Source organism: Sphingomonas sp. SFZ2018-12, assembly GCF_022496715.1.
Taxonomy (GTDB): domain Bacteria; phylum Pseudomonadota; class Alphaproteobacteria; order Sphingomonadales; family Sphingomonadaceae; genus Sphingomonas.
Window position 1 is genome coordinate 1 of record NZ_WTFM01000001.1, and the last position, 23,403, is coordinate 23,403.

General features: G+C 64.2%; 23 protein-coding genes. 18 read left to right on the plus strand and 5 right to left on the minus strand.

Annotated elements, in window-relative coordinates:
- Positions 1-356 precede the first annotated feature (356 nt).
- Positions 357-2,339 carry a relaxase/mobilization nuclease RlxS gene (rlxS, locus tag GO308_RS00005; RefSeq protein WP_240883434.1) on the plus strand — a complete coding sequence of 661 codons (1,983 nt, stop codon included), beginning with the start codon at positions 357-359 and terminating at the stop codon, positions 2,337-2,339.
- Between the two features lie 10 nt (positions 2,340-2,349).
- On the opposite strand, the gene GO308_RS00010 is transcribed toward rlxS, so the two are convergent.
- From GO308_RS00010 to GO308_RS00025, 4 genes are all read right to left on the minus strand, one after another.
- Positions 2,350-3,213: a nucleotidyl transferase AbiEii/AbiGii toxin family protein gene (locus tag GO308_RS00010; RefSeq protein ID WP_240883435.1), complete on the minus strand. Its 864-nt coding sequence runs from the start codon at positions 3,211-3,213 to the stop codon at positions 2,350-2,352.
- On the minus strand, positions 3,206-3,826 hold the full coding sequence (locus tag GO308_RS00015) for an AbiEi antitoxin N-terminal domain-containing protein (protein ID WP_240883436.1): 621 nt from the start codon (positions 3,824-3,826) through the stop codon (positions 3,206-3,208). Before GO308_RS00015 ends, GO308_RS00010 begins: the two co-directional genes overlap by 8 nt.
- 146 nt (positions 3,827-3,972) lie before the next feature.
- Positions 3,973-4,674, minus strand: coding sequence for a nucleotidyltransferase domain-containing protein (locus GO308_RS00020; protein WP_276616339.1), 702 nt, complete (start codon positions 4,672-4,674; stop codon positions 3,973-3,975).
- Between the two features lie 2 nt (positions 4,675-4,676).
- Complete coding sequence (locus tag GO308_RS00025; RefSeq protein WP_240883438.1) at positions 4,677-5,597, minus strand: WYL domain-containing protein; 921 nt, start codon at positions 5,595-5,597, stop codon at positions 4,677-4,679.
- A gap of 130 nt (positions 5,598-5,727) precedes the next feature.
- On the opposite strand from GO308_RS00025, the gene GO308_RS00030 reads away from it, so the two are divergent.
- The 17 genes from GO308_RS00030 to GO308_RS00110 all read left to right on the plus strand — a co-directional run bounded on the left by GO308_RS00030 (position 5,728) and on the right by GO308_RS00110 (position 22,482).
- Positions 5,728-5,916 (plus strand): hypothetical protein, encoded by a 189-nt coding sequence (locus GO308_RS00030; protein WP_008600975.1) that lies wholly within the window; start codon positions 5,728-5,730, stop codon positions 5,914-5,916.
- 71 nt (positions 5,917-5,987) lie between these two features.
- Complete coding sequence (locus tag GO308_RS00035) at positions 5,988-7,157, plus strand: hypothetical protein (RefSeq protein ID WP_240883439.1); 1,170 nt, start codon at positions 5,988-5,990, stop codon at positions 7,155-7,157.
- A 4-nt stretch (positions 7,158-7,161) separates the two neighbouring features.
- Positions 7,162-9,444: a Mov34/MPN/PAD-1 family protein gene (locus tag GO308_RS00040; protein ID WP_240883440.1), complete on the plus strand. Its 2,283-nt coding sequence runs from the start codon at positions 7,162-7,164 to the stop codon at positions 9,442-9,444.
- Positions 9,437-10,090, plus strand: coding sequence for a hypothetical protein (locus GO308_RS00045; RefSeq protein ID WP_240883441.1), 654 nt, complete (start codon positions 9,437-9,439; stop codon positions 10,088-10,090). Before GO308_RS00040 ends, GO308_RS00045 begins: the two co-directional genes overlap by 8 nt.
- A 310-nt stretch (positions 10,091-10,400) precedes the next feature.
- Positions 10,401-12,431, plus strand: a complete 2,031-nt coding sequence (locus GO308_RS00050) for a conjugal transfer protein TraG (protein WP_240883442.1) — start codon at positions 10,401-10,403, stop codon at positions 12,429-12,431.
- A gap of 3 nt (positions 12,432-12,434) precedes the next feature.
- A complete protein-coding gene (locus tag GO308_RS00055; protein ID WP_240883443.1) occupies positions 12,435-12,839 on the plus strand; it encodes a CopG family transcriptional regulator in 405 nt (134 codons plus the stop codon).
- The gene (gene trbB, locus GO308_RS00060; RefSeq protein ID WP_240883444.1) at positions 12,836-13,825 is read left to right on the plus strand and encodes a P-type conjugative transfer ATPase TrbB; all 990 of its coding nucleotides are present in this window, start codon (positions 12,836-12,838) and stop codon (positions 13,823-13,825) included. Before GO308_RS00055 ends, trbB begins: the two co-directional genes overlap by 4 nt.
- A complete protein-coding gene (locus GO308_RS00065; RefSeq protein WP_240883445.1) occupies positions 13,822-14,166 on the plus strand; it encodes a TrbC/VirB2 family protein in 345 nt (114 codons plus the stop codon). Before trbB ends, GO308_RS00065 begins: the two co-directional genes overlap by 4 nt.
- Complete coding sequence (locus GO308_RS00070; RefSeq protein ID WP_240883446.1) at positions 14,163-14,435, plus strand: VirB3 family type IV secretion system protein; 273 nt, start codon at positions 14,163-14,165, stop codon at positions 14,433-14,435. Before GO308_RS00065 ends, GO308_RS00070 begins: the two co-directional genes overlap by 4 nt.
- Positions 14,429-16,888 carry a conjugal transfer protein TrbE gene (trbE, locus tag GO308_RS00075; protein ID WP_240883447.1) on the plus strand — a complete coding sequence of 820 codons (2,460 nt, stop codon included), beginning with the start codon at positions 14,429-14,431 and terminating at the stop codon, positions 16,886-16,888. Before GO308_RS00070 ends, trbE begins: the two co-directional genes overlap by 7 nt.
- On the plus strand, positions 16,888-17,634 hold the full coding sequence (gene trbJ, locus GO308_RS00080) for a P-type conjugative transfer protein TrbJ (protein ID WP_240883448.1): 747 nt from the start codon (positions 16,888-16,890) through the stop codon (positions 17,632-17,634). Before trbE ends, trbJ begins: the two co-directional genes overlap by 1 nt.
- A gap of 126 nt (positions 17,635-17,760) precedes the next feature.
- Positions 17,761-19,056 carry a P-type conjugative transfer protein TrbL gene (trbL, locus tag GO308_RS00085; protein WP_240883449.1) on the plus strand — a complete coding sequence of 432 codons (1,296 nt, stop codon included), beginning with the start codon at positions 17,761-17,763 and terminating at the stop codon, positions 19,054-19,056.
- 5 nt (positions 19,057-19,061) lie between these two features.
- Positions 19,062-19,874, plus strand: a complete 813-nt coding sequence (gene trbF / locus GO308_RS00090) for a conjugal transfer protein TrbF (protein WP_240883450.1) — start codon at positions 19,062-19,064, stop codon at positions 19,872-19,874.
- Positions 19,871-20,833, plus strand: coding sequence for a P-type conjugative transfer protein TrbG (gene trbG, locus GO308_RS00095; protein ID WP_240883451.1), 963 nt, complete (start codon positions 19,871-19,873; stop codon positions 20,831-20,833). Before trbF ends, trbG begins: the two co-directional genes overlap by 4 nt.
- Positions 20,830-22,050 (plus strand): TrbI/VirB10 family protein, encoded by a 1,221-nt coding sequence (locus GO308_RS00100; protein WP_240883452.1) that lies wholly within the window; start codon positions 20,830-20,832, stop codon positions 22,048-22,050. The genes trbG and GO308_RS00100 overlap by 4 nt, the downstream gene beginning before the upstream one ends.
- 1 nt (position 22,051) lies before the next feature.
- On the plus strand, positions 22,052-22,276 hold the full coding sequence (locus tag GO308_RS00105) for a DUF2274 domain-containing protein (RefSeq protein ID WP_240883453.1): 225 nt from the start codon (positions 22,052-22,054) through the stop codon (positions 22,274-22,276).
- 2 nt (positions 22,277-22,278) lie between these two features.
- Positions 22,279-22,482, plus strand: a complete 204-nt coding sequence (locus tag GO308_RS00110; protein WP_240883454.1) for an AlpA family phage regulatory protein — start codon at positions 22,279-22,281, stop codon at positions 22,480-22,482.
- 25 nt (positions 22,483-22,507) lie between these two features.
- Here GO308_RS00110 and GO308_RS00115 read toward each other — a convergent pair whose 3' ends face one another.
- A complete protein-coding gene (locus GO308_RS00115) occupies positions 22,508-23,329 on the minus strand; it encodes a hypothetical protein (RefSeq protein WP_240883455.1) in 822 nt (273 codons plus the stop codon).
- Positions 23,330-23,403 lie beyond the last annotated feature (74 nt).

Sequence of the window (23,403 nt, forward strand, 5' to 3'; positions counted from 1 at the left end):
TGCCACCACGACCGCTTGGCCGGGTTGTCGAAAAGTCGCCGTCCCATTCACCCACCTCGTCATCAGATCGGAGGCGATATGGTCATCCACAAAAACGCAGAACAATGTGCGAACTTCGGACGGTTACGGGGCAATTCGGCGTAAGGCAAGATGAAGCAATGGTGCCGGTCTGCGACCGGACGCCATAAGCTATTGTCTGCACATCGTTTTTCTAGAGGCAGTTGGCACCAAGCGGCGGATTGTGGTGCCATCGCATGCCCAACACCGCAGAAATCCTCGTCAAATTTGGCACCGGTTTTCAGCCGTGCGGCGCGGAGTCATGATCGGCATTTACTTCCGCATTTCCGGTGTCCGGCATGTTCAGCGACGACGATTTCGAACCCCGCATAGGGCGCATGCGCGCCAAGGGCAGCAAGCAGGGGCGCAAGTTCCTGTCCAAGGTTCTCGCGGTCGCCAATCTCGCTCGCGGCGGCAGTGCGGCGCCGGGCCGGCGCAGTCGCTTCGATGGCAGCCGGATCGGGCGCGGCTCGGGGGTTGGGCGCGTGCTCGGCAGCCGCGATCGCTATGCTGCGTTCCGGGCGCGCCGCGTCATCATCAAATCGCGGATCGTGAAACTCGCTGGCAAGGGCTTCGCAGCGGCACGCGCCCATATGCGCTATATCGAACGCGACGGCACGACCCGCGACGGCGGGCGCGGCCAGCTCTACGGCGCCGATGCCGACAAGGTCGATGGCAAGGCCTGGCTCGACCAGGCGCAGGGTGACCGTCATCAGTTCCGGTTCATCGTCTCGCCGGAGGACGGCGCCGAGTATGACGATCTGAAAGACCTGACCCGGCGGCTGATGGCGCGCATGGAAGAGGATCTCGGCACGAAACTCGATTGGGTGGCGGTCGATCACTTCAACACTGGCCACCCCCACACCCACATCATCCTGCGCGGCAAGGATGATCGCGGCAAGGACCTGATCATCGCCCGCGAATATATCACCCAGGGCATGCGTGAACGCGCCGCCGAGCTGGTCGATCTCGATCTCGGTCCGCGCACGACCGACGCGATCAAGGACAAGCTGCGCGGCGAGGTCGATCAGGAACGCCTGACCAGCATCGACCGCACCTTGCTGCGCGACGCCGATGCCGGCCGGCTCGTCAGCTCGGGTGCAAGCGATGCCTTCGACCAGACCATGCGGATGGGTCGGCTGCGCAAGCTCGAACGCCTCGGTCTCGCCACGCAGATGGGCACTTCGACCTGGCGGCTTGCTCCCGATCTCACCGACACACTGAGGCGCATGGGCGAACGTGGCGATATCATCCGCACGATGCAGCGCGCTTTCACCGCGCGTGGGGCAACGCCGGCGCTTGCTGATCAGGCGATCTACGACCCCGCCGCGGCGAATGTCCGGCCGCTGGTTGGTCGCGTGATCGAACGCGGTCTGTCCGACGAGCTGAACGATCGCCACTATCTGCTGGTCGAGGCGACCGATGGCCGGATGCATTATGTCGAGATCGGCAAAGGCGAGAATGTCGAGCCGCAAGGGAGCGGTGCGATCGTGCGGATCGAGCCGGTTTCGGTCGGTGTCCGGGAGGCCGACCGAACCGTCGCGACCGTCGCTGCCGCCAATGGCGGGCGCTACGATGTCGATGCGCATCTTCGTCATGACCCGTCCGCGACCGAAGCGTTCGCCGAAACCCATGTCCGACGGCTCGAGGCGATGCGGCGACTGACCGGCGGCGTCACGCGCGAGGCCGACGGGACATGGATCGTTGCGGCCGATCATCTCGATCGTGCCGCTGCTTATGAAGCGGCACGATCGAAAGAGCGGCCGGTGGCGGTCGAAACGCTTTCTCCGCAGCCGCTGGAAAAGCTGATCGGCGCCGAGGCTGCTACCTGGCTCGACCGTGAGCTGGTCGCCGCCGATCCGGCGCCGCTGCGCGATGCGGGGTTCGGGCATGATGCCCGCAATGCTCAGGTGCAGCGGCGGCAATGGCTGATCGCGCAGGGGTTTGCCGAAGAAATAGACGGGCGTGTCGCCTACCGCGCTGGCATGATCGCGGCGCTGCAGCGCCGCGAGTTGCTCCGTGTTGGTGCGCAGCTATCGCGCGAAATTGGGATACCGTTCGTCGAGAGCGAGACCGACGCGCGCGTGAGCGGCGTCTATCGCCGACCGGTCGACACAATGAGCGGGCGGTTCGCGCTGGTCGAGAAGTCTCGCGAGTTCACGCTCGTACCGTGGCGGCCGGTGCTCGACCGCCATGTCGGCAAGAGTGTGTCCGGTATCATGCGCGGCGACGGGATCAGCTGGAGCTTCGGGCGTGGGCGGAGCGGGCCGAGCATTTCATGAGGTCGGTGGATCAGCGTTCCGTCAGCCGCTGGCAGGACGATCCGACGAACGCCCAGATCGCCTCAACGACTTCGGCCAACGATACGCCTTCGAGTTCGATCGACGCGGCGTAGGCGCGCCATTGGCGCTGCTTAGTCTCGTCATCGACCAGCTCGCGCGACAAGCCGGGCGGCCGCGAGCGGGGGATATCGGTCCGGCGCCGTTCGAACGTCGCCTGGATCGCTGCATCCAGGTCGTCGTCGGTGATCGGCATGACCTGCGGCAGCGCCCAAAGATCATAATAGTCCTTCATCCGGCCATTGCCGATGCCGAGCGCGACCATCGCCTGAAACTTCTCGGCGATGACGGTGACCGGCGGATAGGAACGAATCCGTGGCACCTCCATGTCGAGAAGGGTCGGATAGTCCAGTTCGTCGGGCGGCGCGGGCAGCGCGTCGCCAAAGCCGATGTCGATCACCATCGGTATCCGGGTCCGTTCCAGATAGGCCGGCACGCGCAGGCGGATGCCGCCATATTCCATGTCGTCACGGATGGTCGTGGCGGTCATGTTGTCGATGTCAAACCGCAGACCATCATCGCTCGCGATTGCCATGATCTCGGCGAACGTCGCCCGGATTGTCGCTTCACTGGCATCGCCATGGCCGAGGAAATCCGCGTCGCGGGTTTCGCGATTGTCCCCGGCCAGCCAGATCATGACCAGCATGCCGCCCTTCAGCACGAAGCGATCGCGGTGCTCGGAGACCGACAGCCGATAGAGCAGGCGTTCCAATGCGTAGCGCACAAGCACGACGTCGAAGACACGGCCATCGCGCCGAGCAAGGTTGAGCAGTCGATCCTTGACCGACGCCGCCCGGTTGACCGACTCCCTAGCCATTGAACGTGAGCGCCTCGAGATAAGGCCGCATGATGCGCCAGGCGCCGCCGGCCTTTGCTGCTTCGGCGATCGCCCCCGGTGTGGCCTTGCGTTGTTCAAGTGCGGCGCGCAGCCCTTCCATCGCTACCGAGCGATCGACCAGCTTGGAATTACGGAACAGGTCGGCGAGCGTCTTTGGGACCGAGTAGATCGGAACGCTGATGCCCGAGATCATGTGATGCTCGATTCCCTCCTGCAGATATTTTTCACTGAAGCGGACAATCCGGGTCGGCGGATAGGAAGGGACAGGTGACCAGTCGCCCGGCCCGATCGCGACCCAGACCTTGCGCGGCATCTGATCGGTGAGCCCGTGGAAGGCCAGCGCCGAGATCATTGCGATCACGCCCTTGGGGATCCGTTTCGCGGTTTCGGCGAGCGCGTGGGCGACGTCGATCGGCGCTTCGGGTCGCTGGTAGAGTCCACGGCCGATACGTTCGATCTCGCCATCCTTTACAGCGCGCGCGATCGTCGCGGCGGCGATTCCTTCGTTGCGGAGTTCCTGCGCGCGCGCGACGGGGTGTTGGACGAGCAGGTTGCGCAGGCGGTCGCGCTGGGTTGCTGGCGCCGAGGCCATGTGACAAATCCTCAGATAGAATCAAAATCTCTCAGAGGTTTTGTAACGCGCGATCTCCCCAACCTGAAGAGGCAAAAATCGACGACGGGTCTAAGGCATCCTCCTGGTTGACCTATGAAACCGATCGCACCGGTGTTCGATGCCGATCAGCGGTAGTAGTCGTCATCGTCTTCTGACAACCGGACGCCGCGTTCGATTGTCTGCAATCCTACCTTGTTGCCGGTCTGGACGAAAAAGGCGCGATAGTCCTCGAACGTCGCCTCGCCCGGCAAGGCCGGAGGCCCGCCCTCCCGCATCAGATACTGCCGGAACCGCTGCCGCATCGTCACATCCAGCCTGCGTTGATGGCGATTGGCAAGCAGATCAGCGGCCGAAGGCGCCGCCATCGCCAGCGCGGCAGGCGCGAAAGCCGGCGTGCCACGCTCGGCAAGCCGCGCGATGAGGATCGTGCGGATACACCAGACCATGCGTCGCACGACCACATCGGAGTTGAGCGCGCCAGCGTGGCGATCGAGGAACCAACCAAGGTCACGGGCGTGCGCGATTTCGCGAGCATAGCTCGTCCGCAGCCTGAACTCGGACCGTAGCTGATCAAGCTGGCCCAGCGGATCGAATACCGGCTTGGCTTCGTGTACGATGTGACAGACGAAAAGATCTCCGTCGCGCGCATCGGCCGCGAGCTTCTCCCACGGATAGAAGAACATCGAGAGGTGGCCGATCGACTTGTGCTGTGGCGTGCCGGGCGGACTAACGAGCAGGAGATCGGTGTCCGAACCCCGGCTATTATCCTCGCGCGCACGACTGCCGAAGAGCAGGATCGCAGAAACCCCTTCATCGCCGACGCCCATGTTCAACGAGAGGCTCGCTCGATCGCGTCGATCGACAGTTTGCGTGCCGTGGTTCGGGCATTGACCACCTCGTCGCGATTGAGGAGCACAAGCTGCTGCTTACCCGGCGGCAGTGTATCGGGCGCGACGTCGAAATTGTGCTCGGTCATCAGGTAGAATGTCTGGCTCAGGCGCTTGGTTACAACGAGCCTCCCCTCGGTCATGTCGTACTCGGCGTGAAGCGCTGCCTGCTGGCTTTCGGATAGAGCCGGGTTGGGTGCGAGAATGAGGTCGATCTCATGCATCCACTCGAAATCGAGCGTGTGGTCGATCGCGGTCGCGGTGATGTCGCCGGCCTGATCGATCCGAAACAGATTATAGTCACGAAAATCCGAATGTTCGGTCGACCAAGCCCGGACATACCACCGGCCCACGGCATGAAAGAGCGCATGAGGCGCGATGACGCGGCGCGGTTCGGGCGAACCCGTGATCGACTTGTACTGGATTTCCAACTGGCCGCGCTGGTTGATGGCGTCGAGGAGGTGCAGCAAGATTCGCGCATCCGTGCGCTTACGCAATAGCGAGACATTCTCGATGGGCGGCGTGTTGTCGAACCAGGTGTCCTCCTGGCGCATCCACCGATTCTCGATCGCGACGAGTTGCAGCAGGTAGCGTTCGGCCGAGGCGTGCATCAGCTTGGGCTCGTAGGTCGGCGCGCGCAAATAGGCCTTCAGGGTCTGGTCGTAGACGAGGTTCCCGGGCGCTAGGCCGGTGTATTGGGCAATGTCGGATGAGGCTTGCTGCGCCGAGATTCCGAAGGTCTCCGCCAGATCGCGACGATTGAAGCGCCCGTCCCAGAAGAGCCGGAAATCGATGAATTCGAGGCGCCGTTGCACGCCCCAGCGCACCGTTTCGCCTATCTCTTCCGTCACCAAACCCTCCAACAACTCGATTCGAAAAAAATATCCCGTCGTGTTTCTTGACGGTCTCAAGCGTGATTCCCATATTCAATGGACGCGATGATCACAGGGATCAACGACGAAGGACGGCGAGCAGACGCAAAGGGCAGAAAATATGGCGAAAAATACTGGTGATGGGTTTCGGCGCGGTGCGGTGACGGGTCGCACCCAGTTTCAGCGGCCTGATGGCCACTGGCAGAAGCGCGATGAGCGCACCGGCCACCTGATGAGTGTCAAGGACGACGGCAAGCCGTTCAAGGGCGTCGCCCGCGAGCCGGACGGCCGCGACACTCCCAACGCATGAGTGTCGATGCCGGGCGCCGTCAGATTGCTGTGCGCTGCCCGGCTGACGCCGTTTGACCAAAAGGGATTACGATGACTGCCTCAATCACATTTTTCCCCGTCGGCAACGGCGATATGACGCTGATCACGTTCGACAACGACCAGAAACTTCTCGTCGACCTGCATGTGCGCAAGGCGGCAGACAACGATGACGACGATACGCCTGATGTCATGGCCGATTTGCGCGGCCGGCTGACCCGCGACGAAAAAGGTCGGCTGTTTGTCGATGGCTTTCTGCTCAGCCATCCGGATAAGGATCATATCTGCGGCCTAGAAACCCATTTCCACCTCGGCCCGCCCGACGAATGGAAGAAGGATGACGACAAGATCCTGATCCGGGAAATGTGGTCGTCGCCGGTCGTTTTTCGCCGTGCCTCCAAGGATCACGTGCTGTGCGACGATGCCAAGGCATGGGCGAAGGAGGCACGGCGGCGTGTCGCTCTCTACCGCGAGAAGGGCACCGCCACGGTCGAGGGAGATCGCATCCAGATCATGGGCGAGGACGAGGACGGCAAGACCGACGATATCCTCGCGATCGTCGTTAAGGCCGACGGCGTTGTCACCAAGCTCAACCGGGTCGCTTCCGGCACTTTCGAGGGACGGTTGCTCGCGCCGATCCCGCATAGCGACGATGAAGAGCTGGACGAGCTTCTCGGCAAGAATCATTCCTCGGTCGTCTTGCGCTTCTCGATCCGCGGCGGCGGCATCCTCGACAAATGTCGGTTCCTAACGGGCGGTGACGCCGAGGTCGCCATCTGGGAGCGCCTGTGGGGCAAGCACGGGACCTATCAGGCTGACCGGCTCAGCTACGACATTCTCCAGGCGCCGCATCACTGCTCGTGGCACAGCCTCAGCTACGATAGTTATTCGACCTATGGCGAGGATGCGGAGGTCTGCGACGATGCGCGCAGCGCGCTGGCGCAAATTCGGAAAGGCGCGATCATCGTCGCCAGCTCGAAAGCGATCGACCCTGACGAGGCCGACCCGCCCAGCGATCGCGCCAAGCGCGAATATATCTCGATCGTCGATGGCAAGAGCGATCGGTTCATCTGCGTCGCCGACGTCTGGGAGGACGAGGAGCGCGCGCTCCAATATGAGATCACTTCCAGCGGCATCACGAAGGTTGTGAAGAGCGCCGCCAAGGCGGCGGTTGCCGCTCTGGGAATCGGTGCCACTGCCGCCCAGGCGCGTCCGCACGGCTGAACCAGTGGCAACCGAGGCGGGAACCGATCCCGCGGAGCATCTTCTGCGCGTCGCGTTGACCCATCCCGAATGTGTCGGCGGCGCGGTGCTTGACCCGGAAGGCGGCAGGTCGCGCATCCGGATCGACATGAATGTCGAGATGCCGCTCGACATGAAGGCCGACGGCATCAGCTCGAGCGGCGTCAGAACCTGCGAGCCAGTCGTGCTCAAGCTTCCAGCAGCATATCCTTGGCAATCCCCGCGCTTCTACCTGCGCGAAGATTTTCCGCGCAACTTTCCCCATCTCATGCCATTCGCCGCGACGCCTCGGCCGTGCCTGGTCGAGGGGGATCAGGACGAATATTTCCTACAGTTCGGCCTGGTCGAATATGGAATCTTCCATCTGGTCGAGCAGCTCGCGATCTGGCTTCGCAAGGCTGCAATCAGCGACCTGATCAATCCCGAACAGGGTTGGGAGCCCATGCTCCGCCGCGATTTTCGCGATATTCTCGAAATCGACGCCGATGCCGCGCGCAATGCCGTCACCAAGAACGGCGGGTGGGTCGTATGGCAGGGCAGGTTCTTCCGTCGCGGCACGCCCGAGGCTTGCCTCAACGACGCCACCGAGACGTGGATCTCGAGCAAGGGCGTGCAGACGCCGCTTACGCAGAAAGCGGACGACAAGACATTCACCTCGCGCCGGGCGGATCCCGTCGCGAGCCTGGGCAATACGGTGGTCGGCGTGGTCTGGCCTGACAAAAATCCCGACGGTACACCGCGTATCAGCGCGACCTATTTGCCGGAGAGCGTCGCAACATTGCGCGACCTGCGTGCACGGGCCGCCGAACTCGGATGCGGGCGCGGCCTGCAAGCTTTCCTCGCCAATGTCGAACGCAGCTTTACGGGTATGTCATTGCTCGCGCCGATCCCGATCGGCATCGTTCTGTGCGTACGGCGCCCGATCCATCTGATCGACAGCACTTCCGACATCGAGTTGCTACCCTATGTCGTCGAGATACGCGCCAACCAGAACCGCACCTCGCTGTTCGCGCTGGGTGACGACGAGCCGGTCGCGCCGGCGATGCACTACCAGGCGCTTACCGCCGCGCTGCTGCAAGGGTTGTCCGGCGCTCCGGCACGCGCCGGACTTGCCGTGCTAGGCTGCGGCAGCGTCGGATCGAAGCTCGCCATGCACGCGGTGCGCGGGGGCCAAGACATCGTGGCGGTGAGCGACGAGTCGTCGCTGAGGCCGCACAATTTGGCGCGACATGCTCTTGGCGCGGAGCATGTCTCCAACAACAAGGCCGAAGCACTCGCAAAGGAACTCGTCGGCTTCGGCACAGCGCCGACAGTACACAAAGGCGATCTCAGCCACGATCTCCGCGACCCCGAGCACGTCAAGCAGATCATACCGAAAGCCGCAGGCGCAGCGATCAATTCGACCGCTTCGCTGTCGGTTCGCGAGGCATTGGTGTCTGCTGCAACGCCTCGCCTCCGTGCACAGTTGTTCGAGGCAGCGCTCTTCGGCCGCGGTCGCGGCGCGTTTCTGCTCGCCGATGGCAAGGGCCATAATCCGAGCCATTGCGACCTGATCGCCGAACTCTACGCAAACCACGACGGTGGTCGCGCCGCCGAGCTGCTTTTCGACCCTGCGGGCGGCCTGACCGAGATCCAGATCGGACAGGGTTGCGGTTCGTTGACGATGACGATGGACGATGCGCGCCTGTCGGCCATGACGGCGTCGCTCTCGCAGGAGATTTCCAGAGCGCTCGATACGCCGATCCAGCAAGGGCTGATCGTCATCGGCACAGCAGATGAGGACAGTCCCTCGACATGTTGGACTCGGTATATCGTTCCCGCGTTCGAAACGGTCACCATCGCCGGCAGCGACGGGTGGCAATTGCGACTGTCCCGGCGAGTGGCGGACAGGATCAGGGCCGAAGCCAAAGCCTGTCCGTCGGTTGAAACCGGCGGGGCCATGATCGGCTTGACCAGCGCCCGGCTCAAGACCGTGACCGTCGTCGATCTGCTCGAAGCGCCCGCCGACAGCCGCCGAACGTCGACATTGTTCGTGCTCGGGACCGACGGCCTGCAATCGGCCATCCGCAATCGGCATGAGCAAAGCGGGCGAACCCTGTTCGACGTGGGAACCTGGCACAGCCATCTGCGGGACGAGGGTCCGTCTTCGACCGACTGGAAGACCGCGGCCGATCTTGCCGCCGAACGCGCGCCGCCATCGATTCTGCTGATAGCGACGCCTGCGCGCTTTCATGCGCTGGTTTCACCCCGGAAGGACAGCGATGGCTGACGGCAAATCGCTCAAAGAGCAGAATGCGGGGCTGATCCGGGCCGCGATGATTGGACATATCGTGGCCTTCGCTTGGATCGCGGCCGAGCCGCTGCGCCTCCTTTCGATGAACGGCCGCATGCTCGCGGCGCGACTCGAGGCGGCAGCCGCGCCGGGCACAGCTGCATTCGGGCTCATCGTGGTCGCGTCACTCTTGCTGCTCGGCTTGATCAATCCAGACTGGCGCGATCGGATCATGCATTGGCGCTGGCGTGATCCGCTTCCCGGCTGCCGGGCCTTCACCCGCGTCGGGCCGCTCAGCAGTCATGTCAACATGGCAGCGCTCGAAGCTCAATATGGGCCGCTGCCTTCGGCGGGCAGGGAACAGAACCAGCTTTTCTATCGAATCTATCGCGAGTTCAGAGAGGATGTCGGCGTGCTGGACGCCCATGGACGCTATCTCGCCGCACGTGATATTGGGACGATTACGGCCCTGGTGATGATACCCTTGCCATGGCTCGCCTGGTGGGCCTCGGGCAATGGCGAGCGCGCCTTGGTCTATGGCGTGGCGCTGTTTCTGGTCTACGTGTTCTGCGTCATTGCGGCAAAGAACTATAGCTGGCGCATGGTCCAGCATGTTCTGGCATTAGCATCATCGAAGTCCTGACCAAGGCCACTTGTCCGCTCGTTGCGGTGAAGCGTTCTGGGTTACCGCGGGGGCCAAGGCGCTTCCACGCCCGCCCAATATTCTCATCGCGCTCACTGGGCATCAAACCACGCGCAAGTCAGAGTTTATAAGGCACGAGTTTTGCCCGTCGCGCACCTACTCAAGCGCGTGTGGGTAAACCGGACCCAACCCAACTGCCTCGGGCTGCGTCGAGGCGCGTCGAGACCGTAATTTTCCAATCGACGATTTGAACCGATCCTTGCGGGCATGAACCCGAGCGGCTGTTTCGCCCTTCGGGCGGAGCGCCCGTATGACCCCGACCAAGCTGCTCATCGGCCAGATTATCGTGGTGTTCGCGATCGTGATCGCTGGCCTGTGGACGGCGACGCAGTGGGCGGCGGCGATGCTCGCCTATCAGCCGCAGCTTGGCCTTCCCTGGTTCACCCTGTTCCACACGCCAGTCTATCGGCCCTGGGCGATCTTCCCTTGGTGGTATCACTTTGATGCCTACGCGCCCCACGTCTTCGACAGGGCGGGTATGATTGCCGGCGCCAGCGGGTTCGCCGGCTGCGCCGCCGCGATCTTCGGCTCGCTGTGGCGCGCGCGCCAGCAGCGCCACGTCACCACCTACGGTTCCGCGCGCTGGGCCGAGGCTCGCGAGATGGAGAGCGCCGGACTGCTCGGCGATGCCGGCGCCTTCCTCGGCCGTCATCACGGTCGGTATCTGCGCCATGACGGCCCTGAGCACGTCATGGCGTTCGCGCCGACCCGCAGTGGCAAGGGCGTAGGTCTGGTCGTTCCGACGCTGCTGAGTTGGACCGGCTCGGCGGTCATCCACGACATCAAGGGCGAGAACTGGCAGCTGACCGCCGGCTGGCGGTCGCGCTTCAGCCATGCGTTGATGTTCAACCCGACCGATGCGCGATCGGCGCGGTACAATCCATTGCTGGAGGTCCGCCGTGGCGACAACGAAGTCCGCGACGTTCAGAACATCGCTGACATTCTGGTCGACCCCGAGGGGGCGCTAGAGCGTCGCAATCACTGGGAAAAAACCAGCCATTCGCTGCTGGTCGGCGCGATCCTCCACATCCTCTATGCCGAGGAAGAAAAGACTCTCGCACGCGTAGCGACCTTCCTGTCCGATCCGCAGCGTCCGTTCGTGGCCACGCTCAAGCGGATGATGACCACTAATCATCTCGGCACGACGGAGAATCCGCAGGTCCATCCCGTCGTGGCTTCGGCGGCCCGCGAGGTGCTGAACAAATCCGACAATGAACGCAGCGGTGTGCTCTCAACTGCGATGTCGTTTCTCGGTCTCTACCGCGATCCGACCGTCGCCGAGGTGACATCGCGCTGCGACTGGCGGATCGCCGATCTTGTCGAGGCGGCACAGCCCGTCTCGCTCTACCTCGTCATTCCGCCGTCCGATATCAGCCGCACCAAGCCGCTGGTCCGCCTGATCCTCAATCAGATCGGCCGCCGGCTGACCGAACGCCTCGATGGCGTCGGCGCAGCGAAACGTAACCACAAGCTGCTGATGATGCTGGACGAGTTCCCGGCGCTCGGCCGCCTCGATTTCTTCGAAACCAGCCTTGCCTTCATGGCCGGTTACGGCGTGCGTGCCTTCCTTATCGCTCAGAGCCTCAACCAGATCGAGAAGGCCTATGGCGAGCACAACAGTATCCTCGACAATTGCCATGTGCGCGTCGCGTTCGCGACCAACGACGAGCGAACGGCGCGGCGCATCTCCGACGCACTCGGCACCGCCACCGAACAGCGATCGATGCGCAACTATGCCGGCCACCGGCTCGCGCCCTGGCTCGCGCACGTCATGGTCAGCCGGCAGGAGACCGCGCGGCCGCTGCTGACGCCCGGTGAGGTGATGCAACTTCCGCCTTCCGACGAGCTGGTGCTCGTGTCCGGACTCGCCCCGATCCGCGCCCAGAAGCTGCGCTACTATGAGGACCGCAATTTCCGAGTGCGCGTTGCCGCGCCTCCCGAACTGACCGACGGCCGCTATGCTGATCGGCCGCAGGCTCGATCGAACGATTGGGGCAGTCTCGCCCGCCGGCCCGATGCCCGGCTCGCCCGAACCGAGGATGCTGCCGAGACCGAGGGCGAAGATGGTGGGCTCGAGCAGCAGCGCCATCCGGGCCTTGCCGAGGAAGCGCCCTCGAAACCCGAGCAGCCGAAACAGCTCGACCTGCTTGCCGCCGACCAGGACGAAGGCGATCTCGCCGCCGATCAAAGGACGATGGACCGCGCCCGCGGGTTGAGCGCCGTCGCGCGGGGCTATGGCATCGACGAAGCCGGCGGGCGCGACCTGCTGCCGGGGCTCTGAGCGATGAAGTTCCGCCAGAACCTTTATATCGATCAGGCGCTGAGCGACGCACTCGATGACCTGGCGCGTAAGCCGGGCACGAACAAGTCGCAGATCGTCAGCGATGCGCTGGGCGCCTATCTCGCGCGGCGCGGCACCAAGGAGATCGACGATCTTCTCAAAGGCCGGCTTGACCGCATCTCGCGTGAGATCGGTCATGCCCGCCGCGACATCGAGGTGCTGCTGGAAAGCCTGTCGCTGTTCGTCCGCTACCAGTTGACGGTGACGGCGCCGCTACCAGAGGCCGATACCGCCGCGCGCGCTGTCGGGCGCGAACGGTTCGAGGCCTTTGTCAGCCAGGTCGGTCGGCAGATCGGATCGGGCAAGCGCTCGATCGGTGCAGCCGACGAGGCGGAGGCGGGGCGATGAGCGAGACACTCTCATCCGATCGCCGCCGCGCGATGCTCCGCACCGCGATGGGGCCGACGATCGCGACTGCACTCGCCGATCCCGCCGTTATCGAGATCATGGTCAATCCTGACGGCGCGCTGCGGCTCGACCGGCTTGGCGAAGGCCGCACCGATACCGGCACGCGCTATGATCCCGCGCAAGTCGAGCGGATCATCCGCTTGGTTGCCAGCCACGCCCGCACCGAGGTTCATGCGGCGTCGCCGATCGTGTCGGCCGAGCTGCCGCCGCATGGCGAGGGCGCCGGCGAAAGGTTCGAAGGCGTGCTTCCGCCGGTCAGCCTCGCGCCGTGCTTCTCGATTCGCAAGCCCGCCGCCAAGATCTACACTCTGCTCGACTATGTGATGGACGGCATCATGCCGGCCGATACTGCCCGGCTGCTGTCGCTCGCCGTCGTCGAGCGAAAGAATATCCTGGTCGCGGGCGGCACGTCGTCGGGCAAGACCACGCTCGCCAACGCGCTGCTCGCCGAGATGGCGCACCTCGACGAGCGCGTGATCCTGATCGAGGACACGCGCGAACTGCAATGCGCGGCATCCGATGTTGTGGCGCTGCGTACTCGGCCCGGCGTAGTCGGCATGGCCGATCTGGTCCGCTCGACGCTGCGTCTTCGCCCCGACCGCATCATCGTCGGCGAGGTGCGCGGCGCCGAAGCGCTCGACATGCTCAAGGCCTGGAATACCGGCCACCCCGGCGGCATCGCCACGGTCCATGCCAATAGCGCGGTCTCCGCGCTCTACCGGCTCGAACAGCTCGTGCAGGAAACGGTCGTCACCGTCCCGCGCCGGCTGATTGCCGAAGCCATCGACGTGATCGTGTTCATCGCCGGCCGCGGTCTCGCACGCCGCGTCGAGACGATCGCGCGTGTCGCCGGCGTCGATCCCGACGGCGGTTACGCTGTCCTCGACCTCACCCCCGATCCCACAATCCCCAAGCCAGGAGAATGACCATGCGCCTTATTCAAAAACTGCCCGATCGCCGCTCGACCTTCCTTATCGGTGCAGTGTTCGGCCTCGGGCTCACCATCGCCAGTCGCGCGCACGCGGCCGGCACCGGCATGCCGTGGGAACAGCCGCTGCAACAGGTGTTGGATTCGGTCCAGGGTCCAGTCGCCAAGATCGTTGCGGTGATCATCATCATCGTCACCGGCCTGACCTTGGCGTTCGGCGAGACGGCGGGCGGATTTCGCAAGCTCATCCAGATCATCTTCGGCCTCAGCATCGCGTTCGCTGCGTCGAGCTTCTTCCTGTCGTTCTTCTCATTCGGCGGCGGGGCGCTGATCGCGTGATCGGGACCGGCGCCCATATCGAGGGCTTCGAGGCCCCGCTGCACCGGTCGCTCGCCGAGCCCATTCTGCTCGGCGGCGCGCCGCGGACGATCGCGATCGTCAACGGCACGCTCGCAGCCGCACTCGGGATCGGTCTCCAGCAATGGATTGCCGGGCTCGTGGTGTGGGCGTTTGGACACACGCTCGCGGTGCTCGCCGCCAAGCGTGATCCCGATTTCGCGCCCGTCATTGCCCGGCACCTTCGTCAAAAGGGACATTTCGCATGCTGAGCCTGCGTGAATATCGCAGCCGTGCCGACCGGCTCGCCGACCATCTCCCCTGGGCGGCGCTGATCGCGCCCGGCGTCGTACTCAACAAGGACGGCAGCTTCTCCCGCGTCGCGCGGTTCCGCGGTCCCGACCTCGAATCCGCGACCGAGGCCGAACTAGTGTCCGCCTGCGCCCGCGCGAACAATGTCCTGCGGCGTTTCGGCACCGGATGGGCGTTACACTTCGAAGCCGAACGGCGCGAGGCGCTCGGTTATCCTGCCAGCAATTTTCCCGACGCGGCATCGTGGCTGGTCGACGAGGAACGTCGTGCCGGCTTCGAGAGCGCGGCTGCGCATTTCGAGAGCCATTACCATTTGACGCTCACCTATATGCCGCCGGCCGATCAGGCCGACACGGCAGGCCGCGCGCTGGTCGAGCGCGGTGATGACGTGAAAGGGCGAGATTGGCGACAGGCGCTCGGTGTTTTCATCACAGAGACCGATCGCGCGCTCGACCTGATGTCCGGCTTCATGCCTGATGTCCGAGCACTCGACGATGCGGAAACGCTGACCTTCCTGCACGGCACGATCTCTGAGCGGCGTCACGATGTCACTGTCCCCGAGACGCCGATGTATCTCGACAGCGTGCTGGTGGACACGGCGCTGACCGGCGGGCTCGAACCAAAGCTGGGCGACCAGCATCTGCGCACGCTGACGATCCTCGGCTTTCCGAATGTCAGTCGGCCCGGAATCCTGGACGCGCTCAACCATCAGGATTTCGCCTATCGCTGGGTCACGAGATTCATCGCGCTCGACAAGACCGATGCGACCAAGGCGCTGACCAGGCTGCGCCGGCAATGGTTCAACAAACGCAAGTCGGTGACCGCGCTGCTGCGCGAGGTGATCTACAACCAGCCCGTCCAGCTGCTCGACAGCGATGCCGACAACAAGATGGTCGATGCCGATCTCGCGCTCCAGGCACTCGGCGGCGATCATGTCGCTTTCGGCTATCTCACCACGACGATCACGGTCACGGACATCGACCGCGCTGCGGCCGGGCGCAAGGTTCGCGCCGTCGAGCGGATCGTCAACGGGCTCGGCTTCACGACGATCCGCGAGAGCATCAACGCGGTCGAAGCCTGGCTCGGATCGTTGCCCGGCCAGATTTACGCGAATGTCCGGCAGCCGCTGGTTCACACGCTCAACCTCGCGCATCTGATGCCGCTGTCGTCGGTGTGGGCGGGACCGGTCCGCAACACGCATCTCGACGGACCGCCTTTGCTCTATGCGGAGACCAGCGGCTCGACGCCGTTCCGGCTGAGCACCCATATCGGCGATGTCGGCCACATGCTGATCGTCGGTCCGACCGGGGCCGGCAAGTCGGTCCTGCTCGCGCTGCTGACGTTACAGTTCCGGCGCTATCCGGGCCCGCAGGTCTATGTCTTCGACAAGGGCTTTTCGGCACGGGCCGCCGTGCTGGCGATGGGCGGCGCGCATCATGCGCTGGGACTCGGCGGCGAACGTGATGGCGAAGCGCGCGCAATCGCATTCCAGCCGCTGCGCCATATCGACCGCGGCGACGAACGTGCCTGGGCGGCCGAGTGGATCGCGGCGCTGCTCACCCACGAGCATGTCGCCGTCACGCCCGAGATCAAGGAATCGCTCTGGTCGGCGCTGAACAGTCTCGCGACCGCGCCGATCGAGGAACGGACGCTCACCGGCCTGTCGCTGCTGCTTCAGTCGACCGCGCTACGCTCGGCGCTGTCGCCCTATACCTTGGAGGGACCGTTCGGCCGGCTGCTCGACGCGGCCGAAGATGATCTCGCCATCGCCGACGTCCAGTGCTTCGAGACCGAGGCGCTGATGGGCCAGGCCGGCGTCGTAGCACCCGTGCTCACCTATCTGTTCCACCGGCTCGAGGAGCGGTTCGACGGGCGGCCGACCTTGCTCGTACTCGACGAGGCCTGGATCTTCCTCGATCACCCGCTGTTCGCCGCGCGCATCCGCGAGTGGCTGAAGACACTGCGCAAGAAGAACGTCGCGGTCGTGTTCGCGACGCAAAGCCTCGCCGATGTCGCGAACAGCTCGATCGCACCGGCCATCATCGAAAGTTGTCCGCAGCGCATCTTGCTGCCGAACGACCGTGCCATCGAGCCGCAGAGCCGAACTGCCTATGAGCGGTTCGGTCTCAACGACCGCCAGATCGAACTGATCAGCCGCGCGACGCCGAAGCGGCAATATTATCTGCAATCGGCGCGCGGCAACCGGCTATTCGAGCTCGGTCTCGGTCCGATCGCGCTGGCGCTGTGCGGCGCGTCCGATCCCGCGACCCAGGCGCGCATCGACGCGCAGCTCGCCGAGCATGGCGCGCATGATTTTGCTGCCGGCTTCCTGAGTGAAGCCGGCCTCGACTGGGCTGTCAGCCTGCTCGCCGATTTTCCCGATCCCCAAGCCCCCCAAGCAGGAGAAGTGTAATGCGTATCCGATTCCGCAAATATCTCGTCGCGTCCGCGATCGGCCTCGGTGCCGCCGGATCGCTCGTCATGGGCATCACCATGACGGCGACGCCGGCCCAGGCGCAGTTCACGGTGTTCGACCCGAGCAACTATAGCCAGAACCTGCTGACCGCCGCGCGAACGCTACAGCAGGTCAACAACCAGATCCGGTCGCTCCAGAACCAGGCCCAGTCGCTCATCAATCAGGCGAAGAACCTGACGACGATCAACTTTCCCGAACTGCAAGCGATCACGCAGACGCTTCAGCAGATCGATCAGCTGATGGGACAGGCGCAGGGCATCCAGTTCCGCGTCGCCAATCTCGATCAGCAGTTCCGTTCGCTGTATCCGACCAGCTTCAGCGCCGCGCTCACGACCAACGCGCAGGTCGCCGCCGCCAAGACCAGGCTGGACGCCTCGAAGGCAAGCTTCCAGCAGGCGATGACGGTGCAGGCGCAGGTGGTCGAGAATGTCCAGACCGATGCGACGACGTTGAGCGGTATCATAGCGCGTAGCCAGGGTGCCGAAGGAGCGCTGCAAGCGCAGCAGGCCACCAATCAGCTGCTGGCGCTCACCGCCAAGCAGCAATTCCAGATCCAGAACCTGATGGCAGCGCAATACCGTGCCGACGCGACCGAGGCCGCGCGCCGCGTTCAGGCCGAGCAGGAAGCGCGCACCGCGACCCAGAAATTCCTCGGAAGCGGGCAAGCCTACACGCCGCAATGAGCTGAGGCGGCGCGCTCCCTTGCTCCCCGAGCGCGCCGTCTCGTCGCGGGGTCCGATGGGCTTTCCCCCCTCATGGCCGCCGGACCCCGCGACACCCTTCAACACCAAAAATGAAAGCTGCCGACCTTGGGCGACCTCAATGTCATTGACCGCTTCATGCAGGCCTTCATCCGCTACATCGATAGCGGGTTCGGGTTGCTTGGCGGCGACGTCCACTTTCTGACCACCGTGCTGGTCGGCATCGATATCACGCTCGCCGGCCTTTTCTGGGCGATGGGCGGCGAGGACAATATCCTCGGCCGCTTCCTCAAGAAGATTCTCTATGTCGGTGCCTTCGCGCTGATCCTGAACAGCTTCTCGACGCTGGCCGATATCATCTTCAAGTCGTTCGCGCAAGCCGGGCTGACCGCCGGCGGCGGTGGCATGACCGCGGACGATCTTCTGAAGCCCGGCAAGCTCGCTGGCACCGGCTTCACCGCCGCATGGCCGCTGCTGAATCAGGCTTCGCAAATGCTCGGCTTCACGACCTTCTTCGACAATTTCATCACGATCATGGTGCTGCTGATTGCCTGGGTGATCGTGATCCTCGCCTTCTTCATCCTCGCGGTGCAGCTCTTCATCACGATCATCGAGTTCAAATTGACGACGCTCGCCGGCTTCGTGCTAGTTCCCTTCTCTCTCTGGAATCGCACCAGCTTCCTCGCTGAGCGCGTGCTGGGCAACGTGGTGTCGTCGGGTATCAAGGTGATGGTGCTCGCCGTTATTGTGGGCATCGGTTCGGGCTTTTTCTCCGAGTTCATCGCGGCGCTGCAGGGCCAGGAGCCCGATATTGGCCAGGCCATGAGCCTCGTGCTCGCCAGCATCTCGCTGTTCGGTCTCGGCATCTTCGGCCCCGGCATCGCGTCCGGCCTCGTCGCCGGCGCCCCGCAGCTCGGCGCGGGCGCGGCGGTTGGTACCGCACTCGGCGCAGGTGCTGCGTTCGCGATGGGCGGCGGGGCAGCCGTCGCAGCGGCGCGTGGAGTGGCTGGCGGCGCCCTGGGCGCTATCCGCGCAGGCACCACGATGGGATCGGCCGCATCGACAGCGGCGCAACTCGGCAAAGAGACCGGCGGCTCAGCGATCGGCGGCATGGCCGCCGCCGCCAAGGGTGCTGCGGCACAGAAGGTCAGCAGCACATTCGGACTCAGCGCAGCGGCCGAGCGTGGTCGTACCGCCGCGTGGAACGCTCTCAACCAGACCTCCGGCGCGTCGACTGAAAGCAACGCGGCAGGCGGAGGTGCCGGCGACGGCGCACCGGCTTGGGCGCGCAATTTGCGTGCCCAACAGACTGCCCGCCACCATCGTCAGCTCGCATTGCACACCCTCCAGCAGGGTGATCGCGGCGGCGCGTCCGCAACCCCAGACATCAAGGAAAAGGAGTAGCCCCCATGCGATTCAAGCGCGCCGTGCAGCGCTACGGGCGAACGCCCGAACCCGAAACACCCTATCAGCGTGCGGGGCAGCTCTGGGACGAGCGGATCGGTTCCGCCCGCGTCCAGGCCCGCAACTGGCGGTTGATGGCATTCGGCGGATTGTTCCTGACGACCGGACTGTCCGCCGGCCTGGTCTGGCAATCAATGCAGAGCCGCGTCGTCCCCTATGTCGTCGAGGTCGATGCGCTCGGTGAAGCACGGGCAATCGCGCCCGCCGCGACCGCTTATCGCCCGACCGACCCGCAGATCGCGTGGTTCCTGGGCCGTTTCATCACCGACATCCGGGCCAAATCGCTCGACCCGGTGTTGATGCGCGACAACTGGCTGGCGGCTTACGCCTTCGTATCTCCGCGCGGTGCCATCTTCCTCGGCGAATATGCCCGCTCCGCAAACCCGTTTGCGGATGTCGGCGACAAGACCGTGTCGGTGCAGGTCACCAGCGTCGTCCGCGCGTCAGATACATCGTTCCAGGTAAAGTGGGCCGAGACCGCGTTCGATCGGGGAAGCCTTGCGGACACCTCGCGCTGGACCGCGATCCTGACGGTCACGGTCAAGCCGCCGAAAAACGCCGATACGCTGAGGAAGAATCCCCTCGGGCTCTACGTCGATGCAATTGACTGGAGCCGCGAACTTGATGCGCCTGCACCAATAGCGACGCCTTCGCCACGGCCAGCGCCGGCCGCGGCACCGGCGAATCTCCCGCTCGGCTCGCCTCTCGATCCCAACCTCGCGCCCCTGGCGCCGTCCCCACAGGAGAACCGTCAATGAAACGCGCCCTGCTCGCTGCCACCATGCTGGTCGCCGCTTCCTCCGCGCACGCCCAGACCGCAGCCCCAACGCCGACCATCCCGGCGCCGAGCCAGCCAGCACCCGCGGTCGCTCCAACACCACCGACTGCCGCGGACGCTCCTCCGCTCGCACTGCCCGCGGTTCGTCATCGACTGAAGCCGCTATCGCCCGCCGCGAGGCGCGTCCGTACAGCTAACCACGAAGCGACGCTGGAGCCGCAGGCCCGCGCGTTCATAAATGCCGCGCAGATCTATCCGTTCAGCGACGGCGCGCTCTATCGGCTCTACGCCGCACCCGAACTCGTGACCGACATTGCACTGCAGACCGGCGAAACCATCATCTCGGTGGCGGCGGGCGACACCGCACGCTGGGTTGTTGGCGACACCACCAGCGGCACCGGCGACGCCAAGCGTGTCCATATCCTGGTGAAGCCGTTCATCGCGGGACTGACGACCAACCTTGTCATCACGACCGATCGCCGCACCTACCACCTCCAACTAGAGAGCACCGCCACGACGGCGATGTCAGCCCTGTCCTGGACCTATCCGCAGGACGAATTGCTGGCGATCAAACGGGCGGCAGACCAGCAGCGCGCCGCTACGCCGGTCGCCAGCGGACTCGCCGTCGAGCAACTGAACTTCGGCTATGCGATCACGGGAGACAGGCCGAACTGGCGTCCGCTTCGCGCATTCGACGACGGTCGTCAGACCTTCATCGAATTTCCGCCGAGCCTGGCCGTCGGAGAGGCGCCGCCACTGTTCGTCGTGGGTCCGAAGGGCGATGCGCAACTCGTCAACTATCGCGTTTCCGGGCGCTTCTATGTGGTCGACCGGCTGTTCGATGTCGCCGAACTCCGGCTCGGCGAGAAGAAACAAGCCGTCGTGCGGATCACGCGGGGCGGCGACGGGCGCCGCCACGATCGCCGGAGGGCGTCATGAGCAAGGAAGCCGCAGAACAGCCAGCGCCGGCGAAGGCAGATCCCGAAACGCTCGTCCTGCGCGGCTCGCCCGGCCGGGTCGTGCGCTTCCGGCGTGGGGCGGTGGTGGCCATCGCCGCACTAGGTTCGACCGCGATCGTGGGCGCCGCCTGGTTCGCACTGAAGCCGACGACATTCCATGTCATCGCTGCAAATGAGGATCGCCCGGACATCGCGACGAAGGCCCCGGCCGATGCGCTCGCCAATGCGCCGAAGAGTTATGGTGACGTGCCCCAGCTGGGTCCGCCGCTTCCGGGCGACCTGGGGAAGCCAATCCTCGAGCATCAGCAGTCGGTCGGCGCTGCGATTCCGCCCGTCGGTGCCAATCAGCGGGCGCAGGCTGCCGAAGCGGAACGCCAGCGCCTCGCCGCCGAGCAGAAGGCCGCCCGCGAGTCCGCCGTAATGATGCAGATATCGGGCGCGAACCGACCGGCTGCCGCGGAGCCAGCGACAGTGGCGTCTGCCACACCATCGGCCGACGCCAGCACCGCGCGGATGGCCCTCGATCCTGATCGCGATCCCAACGGTCAGCAGCGCAAGGCCGATTTCGTCGGGGCGACGGATAGGACCAGCGACATCAACCCGCATGCTCTGGTGCCATCGCCGTCGCCATACACGCTCATGGCGGGGAGCGTCATCAGCGCCAGCCTCATCACTGGGCTGGATTCCGATCTGCCAGGACTCGTTACCGCGCAGGTCACCGAGAACGCCTATGACAGCGTGACCGGCCGGATTCTGCTGGTCCCGCAGGGCTCGCGGCTGATCGGTAGCTATGACAGTGTCGTGGCGTTCGGCCAGAAACGCGCCCTCGTAGTCTGGCAGCGCATCATCCTGCCCGACGGCGCGTCGGTCCGGATCGACAACGTGCCGGCGACAGACACGGCCGGTTATTCGGGACTGTCGGACAAGGTCGATGTCCACACCTGGCAACTGCTCAAGGGTGTCGCGCTGTCGACGTTGCTCGGGGTTGGCACCCAATTGAGCTTCGGCAGTAATGAGAGCGACCTGGTTCGTGCGATCCGGGAATCCGCCCAGCAAAGCGGTTCACGCGCCGGCGACCAGCTCGTCACCCGCAATCTCAACATCCAGCCGACGATCCGGGTTCGGCCCGGCTGGCCGCTGCGCGTCGTCGTGCACAAGGACATCGTCATGCGCCCCTGGCAGACGGCGGAGAGGTGATATGCCCGAGATCAAACTGGCAAGGCTGCCCGATCGGACCCCGGTCAAGCTGGCGATCACCGTAACGCCCGAGCTGCACAAGGCGCTCACGGATTATGCGGCGCTCTACAATAGGACCTATGCCCAGTCCGAGCCGATCACCGAACTCATACCCCATATGCTCTCGGCATTTCTGGCCAGCGACCGAGCTTTCGCGAAAGCTCGTGAGACGCTCGAAGGAGTTTGAACATGAGCGAAGGCACGGACAAGGCTGACCGGCTGCTGCGCATCGTTGATGTGAAGAGCCTGGTCGGATTGGGCAAATCCAAGATCTACGCGCTGGTTGCGGAAGGTGCCTTTCCCAAGCCGTATAAACTATCGCCCAAGGCGGCGCGCTGGAGCGAGCGCGAGATCGTTGCGTGGATTGAGAGCGTTCGGCTGCCCGGTCGATAAGGCTACCGACAAAATCGGTCGCCACTCACGAATCCAGCCCAAGCGCCATCTCCACGGGCGGCCATGGAAAGTGCTTCCGGACCTTCGAGCGCAGTTCACCTGCGGACGAGGCAGTGACTCGCCTCTTCGGGCTGAGCAGCAACCCGCGCCACATATCCGGTGTCATCGTCGTCCACTCCGGCTCGGCCGAGCCATCGACACCGAATGTGACCTGCCGCCACTCGTCCCGATCGAAAAACTCGTAGTTTTCGAGCCATACGACTCTGGTCGTAGAAAGCTCGAAACGCTCACACACCTGCCTGAAAATATACTCCGCTGCGTTCGTGATGCTTTTGCCGGGATTACCTGGCATTTCGACGCAGGCGATAACGATCCGTCCATCGGGCAGGTCAATCCGTTCGATTGTGCAGATTCCATCGGCCCCGGGCGCGGAATAGGCGAAGAATTCAGGGCGGTTGGCTATGAGCCAGAGCGGAAAACGCCAGCGATGCGCGGGGTCGGTTTCTGCCTCGGCGACGACCTCCCTTGCGATCCGAGCCATAGGTTGGCCCGCGGGCAGCACGGCCTCGCTCAAGGTCTCGATCAACTTGTCCCGCCAATGGCGAACCTCGCCCAGGGTGTAGCCTTTGGATTGGCTCGTGTTACCGTCGAAGCTGTCGTGGTGTTCGAGGCAAAGCCACACCAGGTTTTCGAGCCGATCATCGTCGGACCGCTTGTTCAGGTGCGCGATCTGACCTCTACGCTCTTCCTGATTGCCCTTGAGGAAGTAACACAGGCAGCATCGACGCCGACATGCCACCAGCACCGTCTCGACAGTTGCTTCCGAAAGATGCTTCCGTTTCGTCAATGTGCTTTCGTCTCTTATTGCTCAACCGTCGGCTGACACAGGAGCGGCTCGAACTCGCCTTCTATCGAAATGCC

Bases quoted from the DNA above. Each gene is read 5' to 3' on its own strand.
- rlxS (WP_240883434.1), top strand. From the start codon at position 357: ATGTTCAGCGACGACGATTTCGAACCCCGCATAGGGCGCATGCGCGCC.
- GO308_RS00010 (WP_240883435.1), bottom strand. From the start codon at position 3,213: ATGGCTAGGGAGTCGGTCAACCGGGCGGCGTCGGTCAAGGATCGACTG.
- GO308_RS00015 (WP_240883436.1), bottom strand. From the start codon at position 3,826: ATGGCCTCGGCGCCAGCAACCCAGCGCGACCGCCTGCGCAACCTGCTC.
- GO308_RS00020 (WP_276616339.1), bottom strand. From the start codon at position 4,674: ATGGGCGTCGGCGATGAAGGGGTTTCTGCGATCCTGCTCTTCGGCAGT.
- GO308_RS00030 (WP_008600975.1), top strand. From the start codon at position 5,728: ATGGCGAAAAATACTGGTGATGGGTTTCGGCGCGGTGCGGTGACGGGT.
- GO308_RS00035 (WP_240883439.1), top strand. From the start codon at position 5,988: ATGACTGCCTCAATCACATTTTTCCCCGTCGGCAACGGCGATATGACG.
- GO308_RS00045 (WP_240883441.1), top strand. From the start codon at position 9,437: ATGGCTGACGGCAAATCGCTCAAAGAGCAGAATGCGGGGCTGATCCGG.
- GO308_RS00050 (WP_240883442.1), top strand. From the start codon at position 10,401: ATGACCCCGACCAAGCTGCTCATCGGCCAGATTATCGTGGTGTTCGCG.
- GO308_RS00055 (WP_240883443.1), top strand. From the start codon at position 12,435: ATGAAGTTCCGCCAGAACCTTTATATCGATCAGGCGCTGAGCGACGCA.
- trbB (WP_240883444.1), top strand. From the start codon at position 12,836: ATGAGCGAGACACTCTCATCCGATCGCCGCCGCGCGATGCTCCGCACC.
- GO308_RS00065 (WP_240883445.1), top strand. From the start codon at position 13,822: ATGACCATGCGCCTTATTCAAAAACTGCCCGATCGCCGCTCGACCTTC.
- trbE (WP_240883447.1), top strand. From the start codon at position 14,429: ATGCTGAGCCTGCGTGAATATCGCAGCCGTGCCGACCGGCTCGCCGAC.
- trbJ (WP_240883448.1), top strand. From the start codon at position 16,888: ATGCGTATCCGATTCCGCAAATATCTCGTCGCGTCCGCGATCGGCCTC.
- trbF (WP_240883450.1), top strand. From the start codon at position 19,062: ATGCGATTCAAGCGCGCCGTGCAGCGCTACGGGCGAACGCCCGAACCC.
- trbG (WP_240883451.1), top strand. From the start codon at position 19,871: ATGAAACGCGCCCTGCTCGCTGCCACCATGCTGGTCGCCGCTTCCTCC.
- GO308_RS00100 (WP_240883452.1), top strand. From the start codon at position 20,830: ATGAGCAAGGAAGCCGCAGAACAGCCAGCGCCGGCGAAGGCAGATCCC.
- GO308_RS00105 (WP_240883453.1), top strand. From the start codon at position 22,052: ATGCCCGAGATCAAACTGGCAAGGCTGCCCGATCGGACCCCGGTCAAG.
- GO308_RS00110 (WP_240883454.1), top strand. From the start codon at position 22,279: ATGAGCGAAGGCACGGACAAGGCTGACCGGCTGCTGCGCATCGTTGAT.